Source organism: Nitrososphaera sp. (genome assembly GCF_036397675.1).
Classification (GTDB): Archaea; Thermoproteota; Nitrososphaeria; order Nitrososphaerales; family Nitrososphaeraceae; genus Nitrososphaera.
On record NZ_DASWIL010000013.1, the window covers coordinates 16776 to 32197 of the forward strand.

Here is a 15422-nt window from a genome sequence, read left to right on the forward strand (position 1 = left end):
TATATGTCCAACTACGTTCCTTCGGCAAAACCTTCCAGGTACGTCTGTTGCTCCGGCGTAAGGACATCAATCGCGACGCCCATCGACTGAAGTTTGGCCATCGCGATGTCCTGGTCCTGAGCCTTGTCGATATCGTAGACGATAGGCTTCATCGTCCCCTTTGACGCTGCCAGCTTTAGCACCGCAAGGAACTGGTTTGCAAAGCTCATGTCCATTACCTCTGACGGGTGACCTTCGGCCGCCGCCAAGTTGACGAGCCTGCCCTCGCCTATCAGGTAGACCCTGCTCCCATTCTTGAGATCGTACTGCATCGTGTGCTGGTTTACTTCCTTGTGGCCTGTCGATTGTTTCTCAAGGTCTGGTATTGAGATCTCGACGTTAAAGTGGCCGGCGTTTGCCAGTATCGCGCCGTCCTTCATATTGGCGATGTCGTCTGAAACGATGACATCCTTGCAGCCCGTCGTCGTGATAAAGATGTCACCGACACTTGCAGCCTCGTTCATAGTTGCAACGGAATAGCCGTCCAGCTTGGCCTTGAGCGCAGCAATCGGTTCAACTTCCGTGACTGTGACGTTTGCGCCAAGCCCCGCGGCCCTCCTTGCGATGCCCTTTCCCACGTGGCCATAGCCGGCGACGACCACGCTCTTGCCGGACAACAGCACATTCGTCGCGCGTATAATGCCATCTAATGCAGATTGCCCGGTGCCGTAGACGTTGTCAAAGTCGTGCTTGGTCTCGGCGTCGTTCACTGAAATTATGGGGTAAAGAAGCCGGCCTGCCTTTTGCATGGCCCTGAGCCTGATGACGCCCGTCGTGGTTTCTTCGGTGCCGCCGTATACCGGGCCGGCAATGTCGCCATCCCGACCCTTTTCCATCGCCTTGTGCATCTCGACCGTAAGGTCCGCGCCGTCGTCGATGGTTACGTGTGGGTTGAGCTTCATCGCAGAATGGATATCATCGTAATACTCTTTCGTGGAAACACCCCTGCTTGCAAACACGCCGATTCCTTCGTGCTTGGCAAGCGACGCCGCGACATCGTCTTGCGTGGAAAGAGGGTTGCAGCCGCACCAAGTTATTTCCGCGCCTGCAGCCTTGAGCGTCCTGACAAGAACGCCAGTCTCCTTTGTAACGTGCAGGCAGCCGGTCACCCTGATGCCTTTGAGAGGCTTGGTCTCGCCATACTTTTTCCTGAGGGCTACGAGGACAGGCATGTGGGCCTCCGCCCAGTCAATGCGCCTCTCGCCCTCTTTTGCAAGCGAAAGATCCTTGACCCGGTATTCCATGACCGTGAAATCCTGTACTCCCTATATTACTTATTTGCCCCTCCCTAAAGCAGGCCCTTGTCGCGCATGATATCCATGACCTGCTCGTCGGTGACGGGCTTGAATTCCTCGTAAAACTCGCCCACCGCCCCAAAGTCGTGCGGGGTTTCAAGCACTATAACAGCGTCCGCCTCGTGCCTGAGCGCTTCGACAGTTTGCGCCGGCGCGACCGGAACTGCAATGACGAGCGTGTCCGGCTTTCGCTTCCTTACCCATCTGGCGGCCGCTATCACCGTCGCTCCCGTCGCGATGCCGTCGTCCACTAGCACCGCCGTCTTGCCCTGTATGCGGTACGGCATCCCCGGCCTCCTGTACGCTGCGGACCTGCGCCTTATCTCTGCAGCCTGCCTCGCCTTTTCCTGCTCGAGATATTCCGGCTGCAGCCTGAGCGCGGTCACAAGGTAGCGGTTGATGTATTCGGTGCCGTCCTCCATGACTGCACCTATCGCTAATTCTTCATTGCCGGGTGCGCTGAGCTTCCTAGGTATCACGATGTCAAAGCCGGCGCCAAGCCTCCGGGAAACAACGTCAGCAAGTATGATTCCACCCCTTGGTATGCCAAGGACGAGCACCGGCCCGCCGTGGCCTTCCACCTTTGCAAGCCTGTCTGCGAGGGCCTCGCCGGCGTCCGCCCTACTGCGGAACTTCATCTGACAGCCTTGTAGCGCACAGGATTTAAGCATTGACAAGACTTTAAAATCGGCCACGAATAGCGTGCATGTGCGCAAGTTCCAGATCGCAGTCATTGGGTACAACGGCGACAGTTGCTCAGACGAGGCCAGAGCGCTGGCATACGAGACCGGAAAGGAGATTGCCAAGGCTGGGGCCGTGCTTGTCTGTGGCGGCCTCGGGGGCGTCATGGAAGCAGCGTGCAGAGGTGCCAAGGATGCAGGTGGCACCACGGTGGGCATAATCCCCCAGGACGACTTTTCGCATGCAAACAAGTACTGCGACATTGTCGTCTGCTCAACTATCGGCTTTGCGAGGGACTTTATCGTGGCGTCGTCTGCCGACGGCATAGTAGCGGTGGGAGGTGGCGTGGGCACGCTCACCGAACTCTCGATAGGTTACATGATGAAAAAGCCGATGGCTGCAGTCGCCGGGAGCGGCGGCATTGCCGATTCGTACGGCGGCAAGTACCTCGACGAGCGCAAGCGCGTGCAGATAAAGGTTGCAAAAAACCCGGCGGAAGCCGTCAAGATTGTGATGCCAAAAGGATGAGAAAAAGCCGTGCTGGCCTTGGGCTTTTGGCCTGCTCAGAACCTGCCACGACGAACGCATGGCGATCCTGGTCCTTGCCAATGCTTGTGCAATCGACACCCTGAAGGACGTTTCTTGCGCCAAGCGGCCGTCAACTCCTAGGACGCATCGAGCCTTTACCCGTTGCGCAGGTCTTTTGACGGTTCACCTTTCGACCAGTCGGCATCATTTCTTACGCAGAAATAGGATTTAAGACTTGCTGCGACTGCCTCCAGCAGGGCTAACCTCGATAGTTGACGAGGTACGGGTCGGGCTCGTAAAACGCGCCGTGCTTTGCGGCCAGTTCCTTGAGCGTGTCGAGCACCCTTTTTGCACCAAATTCCTGAACGGTAGCAAACAACTCTTTCCTTAGCCCCATGCCCAGCCTCAGCGCCTTTTCAAGGTCTTCCCTGCCGCACACGCCCTTTGTTATCAGCCAAGCCGCGTTGTTTGCCGCGACTGCCAGTATCTTTATCGGGTCGTAGGTTGCGGCCTCCTCCTCTGTCAGGCTAACCCGCTCGTACTTGTCTCCCTTGTACTCGTAAAAGCCCTTGCCGGTCTTTTGGCCTAGGCTCTTTTCCTCGAACAGCTTTTTGATGGCCGGGTGCGGGTTTATGACCTTGGTGTCGCGCATGTGCATCTCGACTGTCGCCTTGTGTATCACATCAAGGCCGGTATAGTCTGCAAGTTCGAAGATGCCCATTGGGAACGACAACCGGAATTTCACGGCCGAGTCTATCTGGGTCATCTTTGCACCGTCCCGGTCCATGCAGTACGCCGCCTCGTGGACCAGGGGGATAAAGACGCGGTTTACGATAAAGCCGGGAACATCCTTCTGGCAGAGGACCGGCTGCTTGCCCACCTTCTTGCAAAAGCCCATTGCCATTTCTACCATGTCGCTGTTTGTCCTGTTTCCCGGGATGACTTCGACCAGCGGCATCAGCTGGGGGGGGTTGAAAAAGTGAAGGCCGATAAAGCGGTCGGGCCTGCTTGTCAGTGCAGCCATGTCTGTTATGGGAAGAGTGCTCGTATTCGACGCATACAGCGTCTTTTGCTCCGCAAGGCTGTCTATCTCCGCGTACACCTTTTTCTTCAAGTTCATGTCTTCCGGCACGGCTTCGATGAGTAGGTCCGCGTCTCTCAGCGCTTCTTTCAAGTCGACTTTGGGGGTTATGTGTGCAAATATCGCGTCCGCGTCTTGCTGCGACAGTTTCTGCTTTTCGACGAGCTTGTTGAGCGACCACCTTATTCTTTCCATCGCCTTGTCCAAGAACGACTGCTCGATGTCGCGCAGCGTGACCGTGTAGCCTGCCATCGCAGACACCTGCGCAATGCCGTGACCCATGACGCCGGAGCCAAGCACTGTTATCTTGTTGATTGCCATTTCCCTTGAGGGGCTGTCAGGGAATTTTTAATGTTGCTATCGAAGGCTCTTTAAGCCCGCAAGGGCTAACAGTTGCGAAGGCTTGGACTTAGAAAAGTTCACGGAAGACGTGACGTCGCTTGCCGGCAAGATGAGCAAAGGCGAGCCGCCTGAAAATGTCGAGCGGCTCGAATTTGTCAAGAACAGGTTGATTGATCTCTACCAGAAAAACCTTGTTAAGATAAACCACTCGGCGATGGAGCTCGTATGCGCACGCCACCTCATCCGCGACGGGTACACCGTAGACGTTGAAAAGCAGCTGACGGACATCCTTGTCTGCGACGTTTTTGCGACCAAGGGCGACGGCTCTGCCATCGTGGAAATCGAAACGGGCTTTATCCCGCCAGAACACGCGCTCGATCCACTGGCGTACTATGCCGCAAGGATTGCAAGCAAGATAGCAAGGTACAGCAAGCACGCAAACAAGTTCATCCTTGCGACGCCGCCTGTAAGTGTGCTCCCAATACCTGCAATTTTCCGGAAACCTCCGCGCGACCGTCAGACAAAGGACGTGCAGGAGCTGAAGATCTTTTGCGACAAATACTACAGCAATCCGCCGGTCGCGGAGGACAACCTCCTGAACGCGCATCTGCACGTGGTCTACATCATCAACATTGATGCTGGCAGGGTGGTGGAGATGGACGTTGACTCGTACTTTGAGAACATGGGCGACGCGCTCTTGCGCGGCATGTCAGGCATCTAGTATCTCGTTATCGTTCGCTGGCTACCTGAAGGTCTCCCGCCTTTTGGCCTTGAAGGCCGCTGCTCGTCGCTCCCGCTCTCTATGGAAGCCTTGACCATCTTGAGCATGTTGTCGTCCTTGGTACCCTCCACGTACACGATGTAGACGTGCGCGTGCTCCTTGCCTTCCACTTTGCGCACGACCCTGCCAATCCTCTGCGCCACCTGGTTGGTGTTCGACGAGCTTGCGATTATGATGGCGATTCCTACCTGCGGCACGTCGTAGCCAATTTCCAGCGTGTGCACAGACAGGAGCGGGAAATAGTCGGAACCCCAGCTCTGCAGTATCTCCTCGCGCTCTTGCCTCCTGACGCCGTTGTGGATCGTCCTTGCAGGTGTCCCCGACGCCTCGAGCATGTCGCGCAGCTGCTGTATGGAATCTATCGTTTCGGAAAATATCATGACGCGTTCGCCCGGGTGGCTTTTTACAATCTCGACTGCCTTCAGCAGCTTTTGCCTTGTCGAGCTCAGCACTTGCTTGCGCTTGCGCACCATTGCAAACCACTGCTTGGCAAGCGAGCCCCTTGCGCCCCCGCGCATCAGTATCTTGGTCATCTTGTCCGGCTCGTACGCCTGTAATTTCCGGGAAATGTCCTTGATGGTGTAACTTGCCTCGTCGTAGATCTTTTGCTCCTCGTCGGTGAATTTCACCTTCTCTTCTATCACAATCGGCCTGGCGAGCCTGCCGTCTGACACGGCATCTCTTATCATGTATTTTTTCACCGGCGGCGCGATCGTCAGTATGGTGTGGTAGCGAGGCTCTCGCTCGTTTATCGTGGCAGTGAGGCCGAGTATCGCCTTGTTTGCATCTTCAACGATTACGTCAAATATCCCGTCAAATTCCACGGCAGTCTCGCTGACGAGATGAACTTCATCGAGCACCACCATGTCCGCCTGCCTGACAAGGTCAAAATTGTTGATGACGCTTTGGTAGGTGCTAATAGTTATCTCACGTGCGTCCTTGCGCATGCCGTAATAGACGCCCATGTTGCCTTCATCAATGCTGTAGCTCAGCAGCCTACGCACGTTCTGGTTGATAAGCACTATTCTTGGGACAAGGAAAAGTATGCGATAGTGCTTTGCGCCTGACTTTTCTGCGGCCCTTCTTGCACACTCCCACGCTATCTCTGTCTTGCCAGTTCCGGTGCTGTATATCACCGAACCGCGGCAGCCGTTCTGCATCCACGCCTCCACTGCTTCAATCTGGTCCCTCTTAAGGTCGAAAGGGAACTTGAGCGCGGATATGGCAGGCACATCTCAGGTGGACTTGTCGTCACTAAAAACTTTAATGATCATCCCGCCCGCGATATGCCATGAAGCCGCAGGTATACATGATGCGCCAGGACGACCCCTTCAAGTGCACTGCGGCAAAACTGGCAAAATTCCGAATAGCCGAACCTGTCAGGTTCATACGAAAAAACACCCTAGTGCTCAGCCCGTTTTCCGATACTCTGCTTACGAGAAGCGACGCCAAGATGGCGGACGCAGTGTGCGCAATAGACTGTTCTTGGGAAAGGGCCGACGAAGTTGCAAAACACCAACGCGTTTTTTCGGCCGGAATCAGCCGCAGACTACCGGCGATGCTTGCTGCAAACCCCGTCAACTATGCGAAACTTGGCAAGCTGTCTTCTGCCGAAGCTCTGGCGGGCGCTCTCTACATTCTGGGCGACAGGCAGACAGCGTCAGCGATACTGAACAAGTTCAAGTGGGGCCACACCTTCCTTGAACTGAACGCATACCTGCTTGAAGACTATGCAAGCGCCGATACGCAGGAGCAAATAAGGCAGATAGAGCGCGAATACTTTCCAGCTTAGAAGTTCTATTCACGAAGCTGGGTTTCACTGGAAACGTGGTTATTACAAACCTAAAATAGCTAGAAGCACCAACCATCTTTGCGAGCCAGCGGGCGGGCGACTCGAAAAGAGAGGAAACTCCTCCCTCGCAGCAGGCATCCGAATTGGCGACAATTAGCCGGAGACGGCTGGCAACGGAACAGAAAAGAGATCCGGTCGGGGCGCACCGTGATGGCGGCAAGCCTGAGGTTCCCGATACTGGAATGAAACTGCCGACCCGGATGGAGCAAGGCCAAACAGAGCGCAAGGTTCCTGCATCTGCTCAGGTTGGCTGCTCAGCGGAATCTCGCCTAGAACAGAAGGAGGGTTACGGCTGGCACGCATTACGATTCGCGGGGGCCACGGCCCCATCTTCTTTTGAACTACAATCACTAAAGCCTGTCGACCGTCACGGATTTTCTTGATGTGTGTATGAAGCAAGTACATCAAAAGGTTATCATTGAGACATGGCTATCTAAGATCAGTGGCAGAAAAAGGGCCAAATATTGAAAAAAGACTGGGTAGGCACCTTTACGATGACGAGAAACTTGAAAGCATGCTCCGCTATTACAAGATTGAAGACAATTATGAGGCTCTAATAAAATACATCAAATATCAGGGCATGCTGGACGGCGAGGAATAACTCTTATCTCGCCTCGAGTTTTCTGATAAACAGTGTACGCAGTCATCTTTGGCATAGTAACGGCCGCCGTGGCGGTTGCCGGCTATGTCGCGTTCGCAAATTTTACTAGACCTGACTATGCGCTGGAAGTGGACGCGACGCGGGACACGACCGACATTTCTGGCACTATGTACCGCATCCGGGTCGCAAACGTCGGGACGGAAAGGCTGACTGACATCACGGCCGAGCTGGGCGCAGGCGACGTGCAGAGCAAGGACTTTCTGGAGCCCGGTCAGACCTACTACTTTTACCCTGCTCCCGAAACGCCCCCGGCCACAATAAGGGTAACTGCAAATGAGGGCATAGAGGTCGTAACCGATTACAGGACGCCGGCAAAGACTATAGGCCTTCCAGGATCTGGAAGATAGTATAAATTGACACGCGCGCTCTTCAAACCGGTTGGTGCTCCTTTTCCCGCAGTCTCCCAGGGGAGACGCGCTTGCGCGCAAGTACGGCTACGATCCATGGCTCGTGAGCAGATTCTTGCAGTACGTCCCAGATGTCGAGCAGTTTTTGGACAAGATGGAGAGCAAGCCAACACGGTATATCCGAGTCAACACTCTCAAGATGGATACCAAGAGCCTTGCAGACAGGCTTGCCAAGAAGGGGTTTGAACTGCGACAAACTGCTCTGCCCGAAGTGCTCGCCGTGGAAAAAGAGCCAATGTCTGCTGGTGCCACCACCGAATACATGCTTGGCCACTATTACCTGCAGGACCTGAGTTCGTGCATGGCAGTCGAGGCCCTTGACGTGCAGAAAGGTCAAAAAGTGCTTGACATGGCTGCAGCGCCCGGTGGCAAAACCACGTTTATCGCCCAGCGGATGCAAAACACGGGCGCTATAATCGCCCTTGAGCCCAACGAAAAACGCGCAAGGTCTATGGCATTCAACCTTGCCCGGCTGGGCGTTTTCAACACATGCGTGTGCAAGATGGACGGCCTTGAGGCCGCAAAACTCGGCAAATTTGACAGGGTGCTCCTCGACGCGCCGTGCAGTTGCGAAGGCGTGATTGCAAAAGACCCGTCAAGAAAGACAAGCCACGCGCCCGAAGACGTCGACTACTGCTCTGCAAGGCAGGCGAATCTGCTCGAAACCGCGATAAAGGCGACCAAGCTTGGCGGGGTTGTCGTTTACTCGACATGCTCTTTTGCGCCGGAGGAAAACGAGGCGGTGGTAGAAACGGTGACAGGAAAGCTCGGCGCTAGGGTCGAGCCCTTTGGTCACGGAAGCGCAGGTCTTGACTCCTTTGGCGATAAAAAATTCAGGATGGGGAAAAACACGCGCCGGTTCTACCCGCACCTGCACGACACAACCGGTTTTTTCGTGGCGAGGCTGAGGGCATGAAGTACCGCAAGCCTGCAAGGGATGAACGCACGATCATAAACAGGGCGCTTGCTCAATGGGGCGTCTTTGACGCTTTGAAAGATAGCACACTCATTGTCAGGGAAGACGGAAAATCGCGGCAGGCCTGCCTTGTCACGCCAGAGCTTGAAGCTGCCATCGCGAACATCAACCCGCTATTCTGCGGCCTTGCTGTCGGAGATCTTGCCAAGCACTTCCAGCCAACAATGGAGGGAGCGGACCTATTTGCAAGGCTCTCCGGGGGCGGCAGGAATTACGTGGTGGTGGGCGAGAACGCCGAAAAACTCGTGCTTTACGGGAGAGATGTCATGGGCGATTCCGTCATAAGCGCCGCCGATCTTTCAGAGAACGAGCTTGTCATAATCACGAACAGGGCCGGCGAGGCCCTGGGCATAGGCAGGACGCGGTTTGCCGGAAAATCGATGATGCAAAAAGGACGGATAACCGTGACGACTGTAGTGGACGCGGGCCGCTACCTGCGCGAAGAGGACGGCGAAAGGCAGGCCAAGATGTCTAGGTCGCCTCGACGGAGGCGTTCCTGAGCACGGTCGAAATATAGTCTGCCGTCGTCTCCAGCTCCTTTGACATTTCCTGGATGGACATGCCAGTGTCGTACAGCTCGAAGATGCGCTCGTCCAAGTCGTACTTGGCCTCCTCTTCGGTTCTCATCATTGCCGGAAAGACGATTTCCGATAATAGGGGTTGTTATCTATATTCTATGTACAAGTATGTGAAATAAAGTAAAGTAGTGGGGAGGCGCAGCTCTTACTTTCTGGCCTTCCACAGTATGAACACTGCGATTGCGCCCATCATGCCGCCCAGAATGAGGAGCACCTGGATCGGGAATCCGCCGGTTGCAGTGTATGCCCCTTCTGGAGCCTCCCTTGAAACCGTGGCAAATTCGGCATCGCTTTGGCTTACGTCAAGGACCGAGAACCCTGATATTTGGACCTGACCGCTTGGAGCAGGTACCTGTGAATGAACTGCCACACTTGTTCCGCTAATGCTGGCACTGGCATCCTTCTCTTCTGCCTCGAACGTTCCTTCCCTAAAGCTGCTCTCGCCAAGGGAGTAGATTGACACAACCTTTGCGCCACTCTCTTCGCGGAAGAATGAAGATGACTCTACGAGACTGCCTGAGGGGTCAAAGAGGAAGTGCCAGCTGTCCATTCTCTGGTCAAACTTTCTAAAGTCGAGAATCGGCTCGTCGAATATCTCTGCAGCTGGCGAGGCCTCGATCTGTTCTGCTAATTCAGGATGGATGCTCCGCAGGAGAACAATCCCACGGTTGATATCCATCTCTCCGTAGCCAGGCACATCAACGATTATCGGTTCTCTGACATGGATTCCTCTCCATTCCAAGTCTACGATCTGAGCTGAATATCCCTCGTTGCTGCCAGCGCCGAGGACAAACCCTTCAAAAGTTGGCACTGCCTCTATCTTGTAAGATATGATGGTGCTTGTCTCGCTTGGCTTGATAACTGCAGTATACACAAGTCGTATGTCTGTTACCTGAGTCGGGCTTCCTACATCAAGCAGGGCTCTGTTAAATGCAGTGATAGCGCTTATGACGCCACTGTCAGTGCTAGTTGTGTTACCTCTAATGGAGTGTGTAATTCGCGTTTCCTGATTGCCAAGCTCGTTTCCTATCGCGCTACCAGAAGGATAGCGCAACGATATATTCTTGACACCAATGTAATGGGCCTCGCCCTTGTTAGCTTCAGGTACAAGTATCACATTCATGTCATTTGCAAATGCACTTGGAATGGCGCAGAACGCTAAAAGGACAGCAAGAATAGTCGCGACAGCGGATAACGGCTTCACGAGGAAATCTCGTTCAGATCCTTTTATAATCTTTGTCTCGCGCGCAAGGCCGCAACTGCGAATTTCGTCATGCTAGGTATAATAAAAAGGGTTCACAAATAACAGAAGCGTTTGATCACCATCCTCGCAGGTGGCACAGGTTCGGTGAAACTGGTGAGGGGCCTTGCCAGTGTCTCAAAAGACATCACGGTCATCTGCAACGTTGGCGACAACATCTGGCTTTACGGGCTCTACGTCTGCCCTGACATTGACACTGTGACGTACGGGCTTGCATGCTTGCTTGACGAAAAGAGGGGCTGGGGGATAAAGGGTGACACGTTCTCGTTTGTCGATCAGATGAAGAGGATGGGAAGACCTGCCTGGTTTGGCCTTGGAGACCGGGACCTTGCGACTCACGTTTACCGCACGGAAATGCTCCGGCGCGGAAAGAGCCTCACCGAAGTTACCATCGCTTTAGCAAAGACGCTTGGCGCCACTTCAAAAATCCTACCCGCAACCGACGACGAGGTCGAGACCGTCATCTCGACTCCCAGAGGCGAGATGCACCTGCAAGAGTTCTGGGTAAAGCGCGGCGCAAGGCCCGCGGTGACCGGGGTGGCCTTCCGGGGCGCGGACAGGGCAAGGCCCGGCAGGCAGGTGGTCGAGGTCATAAAAAAATCTGAAAGGATAATCATAGCGCCGGCAAACCCTGTTTCAAGCATCGGGCCCATGCTTGCAATAGGTGGCCTCCGGCGCGAGCTTGTGCGTGCAAAGGAAAGAGTGGTGGCAGTCTCGCCGATAATAGGCAGCAGGCCGGTGAGCGGGCCGGCGGCAAAATACATGAAGGCAGCTGGGCTGGAAGTCTCGCCGGCCGGTGTGGCCAGCTATTACAAAGAAGTTGCCGGCTCTCTGGTGATTGCAAAAACGGACTGGAAGATGGCCGGCAGGATAGAGCAGTTCGGGATGGAGGCGGCAAGGGCCGACATTATAATGACCGGCCCGAGGGGCGAGGCGAGGCTTGCGAGGTACCTCGCCGGGAAGGCGCGGAATTGATCTTTGCCATAATCCCAGTCAAGAGGTTTGAAAACTCCAAGAGCCGGCTTGCACAGGTGCTCGGCCTTCAAGAGCGGATAACCCTGTCAGAGCTGATGCTTGACGACACGCTTGCCGCGCTTGCCACCTCAGGATGCTTTGAAGAAATACTAATCGTGACTAGCGACTGCAGGGCAAAAGAAATCGCGAGCAGGCGGGCTGCCGTGGTGATTTTCCAAGAAAATGACGCCGGCGTCAACTCGGCCGTTGCGCTTGCAGACGCCTACAGCGCAAAGGCTGGCGCACACGCGACAGTCGTTGTGCCGCAAGACCTTCCCCTCATGAACACACGCGACATAGCCGGCGTTTGCGCACTTGCAAAGGCCGGCCCGTGCGTCGCGCTGTGCCCGTCTCTGCGCTTTGACGGAACCAACATCCTCCTTCGCAAGCCACCTTTCGCGATTGCGACGCACTATGACGACAACAGCTACGAAAGCCACCTGCAGGCGGCAAGGGCTGCCGGCCTGCCTGCGCGAGTCATTGAATCAAAAAACCTGATGTTCGACCTTGACACGCCGGAAGATGCGATAGAGCTAGCAAAAATCCCGGACGGCATGATCGCCGCCAAGGCTACAGCGTCTTTCATAAAGTCCGCGATGTCAGACGGTTCTCGCTGAAGGCTGGCCCAGCACCCTTGCCGTGGCCTTGAAAGACGATATGAACAGCTCGACTTCGGAGCCAATTTCTACCGCCTGAACGTCCTGCTCGGTGACGGGATACCTGACTACTGTGCCCCGCTTTATGTCAAACACCCTGTCGTCATTTTCAATGAGCACGGATATGGTGTTAGTCACCTGGGGCTTGCCGCCAAACTCCAGAACCCCGATTCCTTTTTCCACGACCTTGCCTTTAACTATGGAAAAGGTCTGCGCCGTGAAAGAAAGCGAAGCCGCGCCAAGCACGACAAGGACCATGCAAACTAGTACTGTGAGGTCGAGCCAGTCAGCCACACACTCCAAAAACGTGACCGGCTTATGTCTTTTTGCTGCTTAAATACAGGTGCGCGCGACAGGCGTATGTGCACCCCGCGCTCCTTGCAAGGGCCGTAGCAGGCATGGCGGAGCAGGTCACCGTCGACGAGTTTTGCTCAGCGTCGGGGATCGCGGCCAGGTCGGTCGCAAAGGGGGTGACAGAATTCTTGCTGGCGAGGGGCATAGGCAGGGTTGACGGTGCGACGCTGTGTTTTTCTTGCAGCGACAGGGTGAAGGCCGCGATGCTTGCGATAGGTGCCGGGTGCGACCCGGAACATGTCTCCCAAACCCTCTCGTGGAAGGACTTTGAGGGCCTTGCGTCGCAGGTCCTCTCCTCGCTGGGCTACCGGACGTACACCAACGTGCGCTTTACAAAGCCGCGGATGGAAATAGACGTCGTCGGGGTGGACGGCGGGTTTGCAGTAGCCTTGGACTGCAAGCACTGGAAGAAGGGCAACCTGTCGGCGATATCGGCCTATTGCGCCAAACAGGCTGCAAGGGCGCAGGAACTTGTCAGGCGCGAAAATACGATAACACAGGCCGTGCCGGCCGTGCTGACCCTGCATGCAGAGCGCGCAATGTCCGCCGGCGGAGTGCCCGTGATCCCAGTGTCAAGGCTCGGGTCGTTCCTTGCCGACGTCAGGAGATTCCTGCCTGAGGTCAACGTGGTCACGAGGCAAGGACCTGCATAGCGATGAACGCGGCAAATGTCATCCCCACAAAGGCCTTGGTTATGTTCATGGATCTGTCAAGCGCTGACGAATAGTCCTCGAACTGCTCTTCGCCCATCACTTTGACTTTTGCAGTGGCAAGAGACACTTCAAAGGCGCAAGTCTCGATGCGTCCACATGCGAGCCTGAAAATCTCCGCATATGCGTCTGCAATCGCACCCTGGCTGCTTGCGGCGCCAAGAGCAAAGTATCCTTCCCTTGTCCTCTTGCCCGATGTGGCATGAGTGTCTGACGTACACACCTCAAGCACTGTGGTTTCGCCAGATCTTGCGATTACCTTGTCGCGTAGGCTATTTTCCATGTTGTTTGCGTCAGCCCAAGCAATCGCATAATTCTTACCGGCTATTTTGAAAACCACGGCTGCAAGGCCGGACTGTCCAAGCTCCGCCGCCCCGCCAAGCCCGTGCGACACGTCTCCAAGTGATGCAAAGCCTGCGGCGAATTCGTGTTGCTGTGCATTCTTTAGATTGCCAAGGCACGACTTTGCGGCAGCAACAAGATCATTCCTGTCACTGTCGTCCAGAAGCCCTCCCAGCGCGTTGTGGCAGTCTGCAAGCAGCAGGTCCAGCCGGAGACTTGAGGCGTAAGATTCCAGTTCCTCGCGCACTTGCTGGGGCACGTCCTCCATTCCCTTTGGCGCAAGCGAGAGCATGACAAGCGCGGTGTTGCCAAAAGCAATGGCAGTTACGGTTGCGTTTCCATGCCTTATCTGCACGGGCTCGCTTGCGGTGTTGCCTGCGTCCTTTCTGACCAGCCCGCCAAGGCCTGCGATGTACCTGTCCACTTCGCGCTTTGATGGTATGTTGAGCGAGTGGCCGGAGATGCTGTGCAGTACAAGCGCCCTCTTCGAGAACTTTTCAAAAAGCACGTATGAAAGGTTGCTGCCGCCAACAGTGCCAAACGGGCCGGGGTGGACATCGGGAAGAACGATGGCTATCTCTTTGGCTGCGGACCTGAGCCTCATGACGCTTGTGGTCACCAATTCGTCGTGGGCCTTTACCTCGATTATTTCCTCGACTCCGCCCGGCTTGTTCTCGGTCCATGCTGAGAGGAACGCCTGCAGCAGCCTGAACGTGCTCTGTACCTGCGGCCTGCCACTCCTGTCCGCCAAGGCCGACCACGTGATGGCAAGCGCCACAAACAGGGCTCCAAACCCTATGCCTGCGGGATTGGCAAGTATACTCCATGACTGCGGCGGCACAAACGCCAGAAAGAATACTAGCGGGAGAACCATGCATATCACGACCGCCCTGCGCAGGCTTGCCCCAAAGACTGACGTGAATATCCCTACTCTGAGACCTGCCGCCAGCATCATGCCGGCCACCACATAGTCCGTTGAGCTCTTGGCAAACACTGCGTCGGCGAGTATGCCTACCAGGACCGTGAGGGTCCACAGCAGGCTGGCAAACGACGAGACGTGCACCACCTTCGACAGGCTGTTGACGGGCGTCCCGCGCAGCATGAGCGAGTCAAGCAGGCCCAGCGCGTACATCACCCCAAGCCCGAGGAGTACATGAACCGCAAGACTCGACAGGTCGGTGCCAAGGTGGAATACGTGCGAGACCGTAATGACTGCAAACGCGCACGCAAAAGTCATGGCGTAGGAAGCCTTGAGGCTACCCGGAGTTAACCTTGTAAAAGACCACCTGCGGTGGATGTTGGAAACGTCGTCTTCTCTTGCAGAGAGCACGGTTATCCTCAGACGGGGAATAGCAACCTGATTGCTATCGAGACGCCGATCATGGCGCCGGCTCCTGCCAGAACGTACTCTGGCTTTATCTTGATGCCTCTTGTCTCGTCTTCGAAGAAACGCAGAAGTCCTGCGCTTGAAGCGGGCAGCGGGGCGTTCTTTTTCTTGCTGCTCATTCAACCTAGGTGGCGCGGCCTTCTTTTAAATACATTCCGCTATCTGGCGGCCAGGTTCCTCATCTTTTCCAGTATCCTCAGGTACGTCTCGAGCAGGTCTGCCTTTTGCTTCTGGATGGCCAAGTCCTTCTCGTCGGCAATTTCAGATGCAAGCGCGCTTATCTTGCGCTCGATTGCGCCCGCAGAATCCGAGCTTGCCGGCTTCTGAGCCGGTTTTGCTTCTTCTTGCTTTTCCTCACCGCAGTTGATGCAGGTTGTCTTGCCGCCAAACCGCACCTGCACCCCGCCGCATTTCGCGCATTGCTCACTTACAAGCGTGCCACCTTTCAGCAAGATAGACGCGGCGCTCTTGATCTTA

The 15422-nt window shown here is 55.5% G+C and carries 20 protein-coding genes and 1 other RNA gene; 11 read left to right on the top strand and 10 right to left on the bottom strand.

What is annotated here, in order from left to right; translation table 11 throughout:
* Nucleotides 1-11 precede the first annotated feature (11 nt).
* Nucleotides 12-1283: an adenosylhomocysteinase gene (ahcY, locus tag VGA14_RS02460; RefSeq protein ID WP_331002157.1), complete on the bottom strand. Its 1272-nt coding sequence runs from the start codon at nt 1281-1283 to the stop codon at nt 12-14.
* Between the two features lie 44 nt (nt 1284-1327).
* Nucleotides 1328-1972, bottom strand: a complete 645-nt coding sequence (locus VGA14_RS02465; protein WP_331002158.1) for a phosphoribosyltransferase — start codon at nt 1970-1972, stop codon at nt 1328-1330.
* A gap of 70 nt (nt 1973-2042) precedes the next feature.
* Between VGA14_RS02465 and VGA14_RS02470 the strand changes: the two genes are divergently transcribed.
* The gene (locus VGA14_RS02470) at nt 2043-2543 is read left to right on the top strand and encodes a TIGR00725 family protein (RefSeq protein ID WP_331002159.1); all 501 of its coding nucleotides are present in this window, start codon (nt 2043-2045) and stop codon (nt 2541-2543) included.
* A 259-nt stretch (nt 2544-2802) separates the two neighbouring features.
* Here the strand turns inward: VGA14_RS02470 and VGA14_RS02475 are convergent, their stop codons facing one another.
* Nucleotides 2803-3945: a 3-hydroxyacyl-CoA dehydrogenase family protein gene (locus VGA14_RS02475; RefSeq protein WP_331002160.1), complete on the bottom strand. Its 1143-nt coding sequence runs from the start codon at nt 3943-3945 to the stop codon at nt 2803-2805.
* An 82-nt stretch (nt 3946-4027) separates the two neighbouring features.
* Between VGA14_RS02475 and VGA14_RS02480 the strand changes: the two genes are divergently transcribed.
* Nucleotides 4028-4687, top strand: coding sequence for a hypothetical protein (locus VGA14_RS02480; RefSeq protein ID WP_331002161.1), 660 nt, complete (start codon nt 4028-4030; stop codon nt 4685-4687).
* Here VGA14_RS02480 and VGA14_RS02485 read toward each other — a convergent pair.
* Nucleotides 4684-5979, bottom strand: a complete 1296-nt coding sequence (locus VGA14_RS02485; protein ID WP_331002162.1) for a DEAD/DEAH box helicase — start codon at nt 5977-5979, stop codon at nt 4684-4686. The genes VGA14_RS02480 and VGA14_RS02485 overlap by 4 nt on opposite strands.
* 59 nt (nt 5980-6038) lie before the next feature.
* On the opposite strand from VGA14_RS02485, the gene VGA14_RS02490 reads away from it, so the two are divergent.
* The 6 genes from VGA14_RS02490 to VGA14_RS02515 all read left to right on the top strand — a co-directional run bounded on the left by VGA14_RS02490 (nt 6039) and on the right by VGA14_RS02515 (nt 9143).
* A complete protein-coding gene (locus VGA14_RS02490) occupies nt 6039-6539 on the top strand; it encodes a DUF367 family protein (protein ID WP_331002163.1) in 501 nt (166 codons plus the stop codon).
* A gap of 80 nt (nt 6540-6619) precedes the next feature.
* An RNA gene (gene rnpB, locus VGA14_RS02495) (RNase P RNA component) lies at nt 6620-6900 on the top strand.
* Nucleotides 6901-7041: 141 nt separating this feature from the next.
* Nucleotides 7042-7200 (top strand): hypothetical protein, encoded by a 159-nt coding sequence (locus VGA14_RS02500; RefSeq protein ID WP_331002164.1) that lies wholly within the window; start codon nt 7042-7044, stop codon nt 7198-7200.
* A gap of 32 nt (nt 7201-7232) precedes the next feature.
* Nucleotides 7233-7607 (top strand): hypothetical protein, encoded by a 375-nt coding sequence (locus VGA14_RS02505; RefSeq protein WP_331002165.1) that lies wholly within the window; start codon nt 7233-7235, stop codon nt 7605-7607.
* Nucleotides 7608-7641: 34 nt separating this feature from the next.
* On the top strand, nt 7642-8583 hold the full coding sequence (locus VGA14_RS02510) for an RsmB/NOP family class I SAM-dependent RNA methyltransferase (RefSeq protein ID WP_331002176.1): 942 nt from the start codon (nt 7642-7644) through the stop codon (nt 8581-8583).
* Entirely contained in the window at nt 8580-9143 is a 564-nt protein-coding gene (locus tag VGA14_RS02515; protein WP_331002166.1) for a PUA domain-containing protein, read from the top strand. Before VGA14_RS02510 ends, VGA14_RS02515 begins: the two co-directional genes overlap by 4 nt.
* Here VGA14_RS02515 and VGA14_RS02520 read toward each other — a convergent pair.
* Nucleotides 9115-9273: a hypothetical protein gene (locus VGA14_RS02520; RefSeq protein ID WP_331002167.1), complete on the bottom strand. Its 159-nt coding sequence runs from the start codon at nt 9271-9273 to the stop codon at nt 9115-9117. The two genes, VGA14_RS02515 and VGA14_RS02520, sit on opposite strands and share 29 nt — an antisense overlap.
* A 93-nt stretch (nt 9274-9366) precedes the next feature.
* Nucleotides 9367-10425 (bottom strand): hypothetical protein, encoded by a 1059-nt coding sequence (locus VGA14_RS02525; RefSeq protein ID WP_331002168.1) that lies wholly within the window; start codon nt 10423-10425, stop codon nt 9367-9369.
* Between the two features lie 111 nt (nt 10426-10536).
* Here VGA14_RS02525 and cofD point away from each other — a divergent pair, with 111 nt between their 5' ends.
* Together cofD and cofC are read left to right on the top strand one after the other, a co-directional pair.
* The gene (gene cofD / locus VGA14_RS02530) at nt 10537-11457 is read left to right on the top strand and encodes a 2-phospho-L-lactate transferase (RefSeq protein WP_331002169.1); all 921 of its coding nucleotides are present in this window, start codon (nt 10537-10539) and stop codon (nt 11455-11457) included.
* Nucleotides 11454-12113: a 2-phospho-L-lactate guanylyltransferase gene (cofC, locus tag VGA14_RS02535; protein WP_331002170.1), complete on the top strand. Its 660-nt coding sequence runs from the start codon at nt 11454-11456 to the stop codon at nt 12111-12113. The genes cofD and cofC overlap by 4 nt, the downstream gene beginning before the upstream one ends.
* Here cofC and VGA14_RS02540 read toward each other — a convergent pair.
* Nucleotides 12096-12446 carry a hypothetical protein gene (locus VGA14_RS02540; RefSeq protein WP_331002171.1) on the bottom strand — a complete coding sequence of 117 codons (351 nt, stop codon included), beginning with the start codon at nt 12444-12446 and terminating at the stop codon, nt 12096-12098. The two genes, cofC and VGA14_RS02540, sit on opposite strands and share 18 nt — an antisense overlap.
* 32 nt (nt 12447-12478) lie before the next feature.
* Between VGA14_RS02540 and VGA14_RS02545 the strand changes: the two genes are divergently transcribed.
* The gene (locus VGA14_RS02545) at nt 12479-13159 is read left to right on the top strand and encodes a hypothetical protein (protein ID WP_331002172.1); all 681 of its coding nucleotides are present in this window, start codon (nt 12479-12481) and stop codon (nt 13157-13159) included.
* On the opposite strand, the gene VGA14_RS02550 is transcribed toward VGA14_RS02545, so the two are convergent.
* The 3 genes from VGA14_RS02550 to VGA14_RS02560 form a co-directional block, all read right to left on the bottom strand.
* Nucleotides 13137-14795 (bottom strand): DUF2070 family protein, encoded by a 1659-nt coding sequence (locus VGA14_RS02550; protein WP_331002173.1) that lies wholly within the window; start codon nt 14793-14795, stop codon nt 13137-13139. The genes VGA14_RS02545 and VGA14_RS02550 overlap by 23 nt on opposite strands.
* Nucleotides 14796-14896: 101 nt before the next feature.
* On the bottom strand, nt 14897-15064 hold the full coding sequence (locus VGA14_RS02555; protein ID WP_331002174.1) for a preprotein translocase subunit Sec61beta: 168 nt from the start codon (nt 15062-15064) through the stop codon (nt 14897-14899).
* Between the two features lie 39 nt (nt 15065-15103).
* A partial coding sequence (locus tag VGA14_RS02560; protein WP_331002175.1) for an Sjogren's syndrome/scleroderma autoantigen 1 family protein occupies nt 15104-15422 on the bottom strand: 319 nt, incomplete at its 5' end.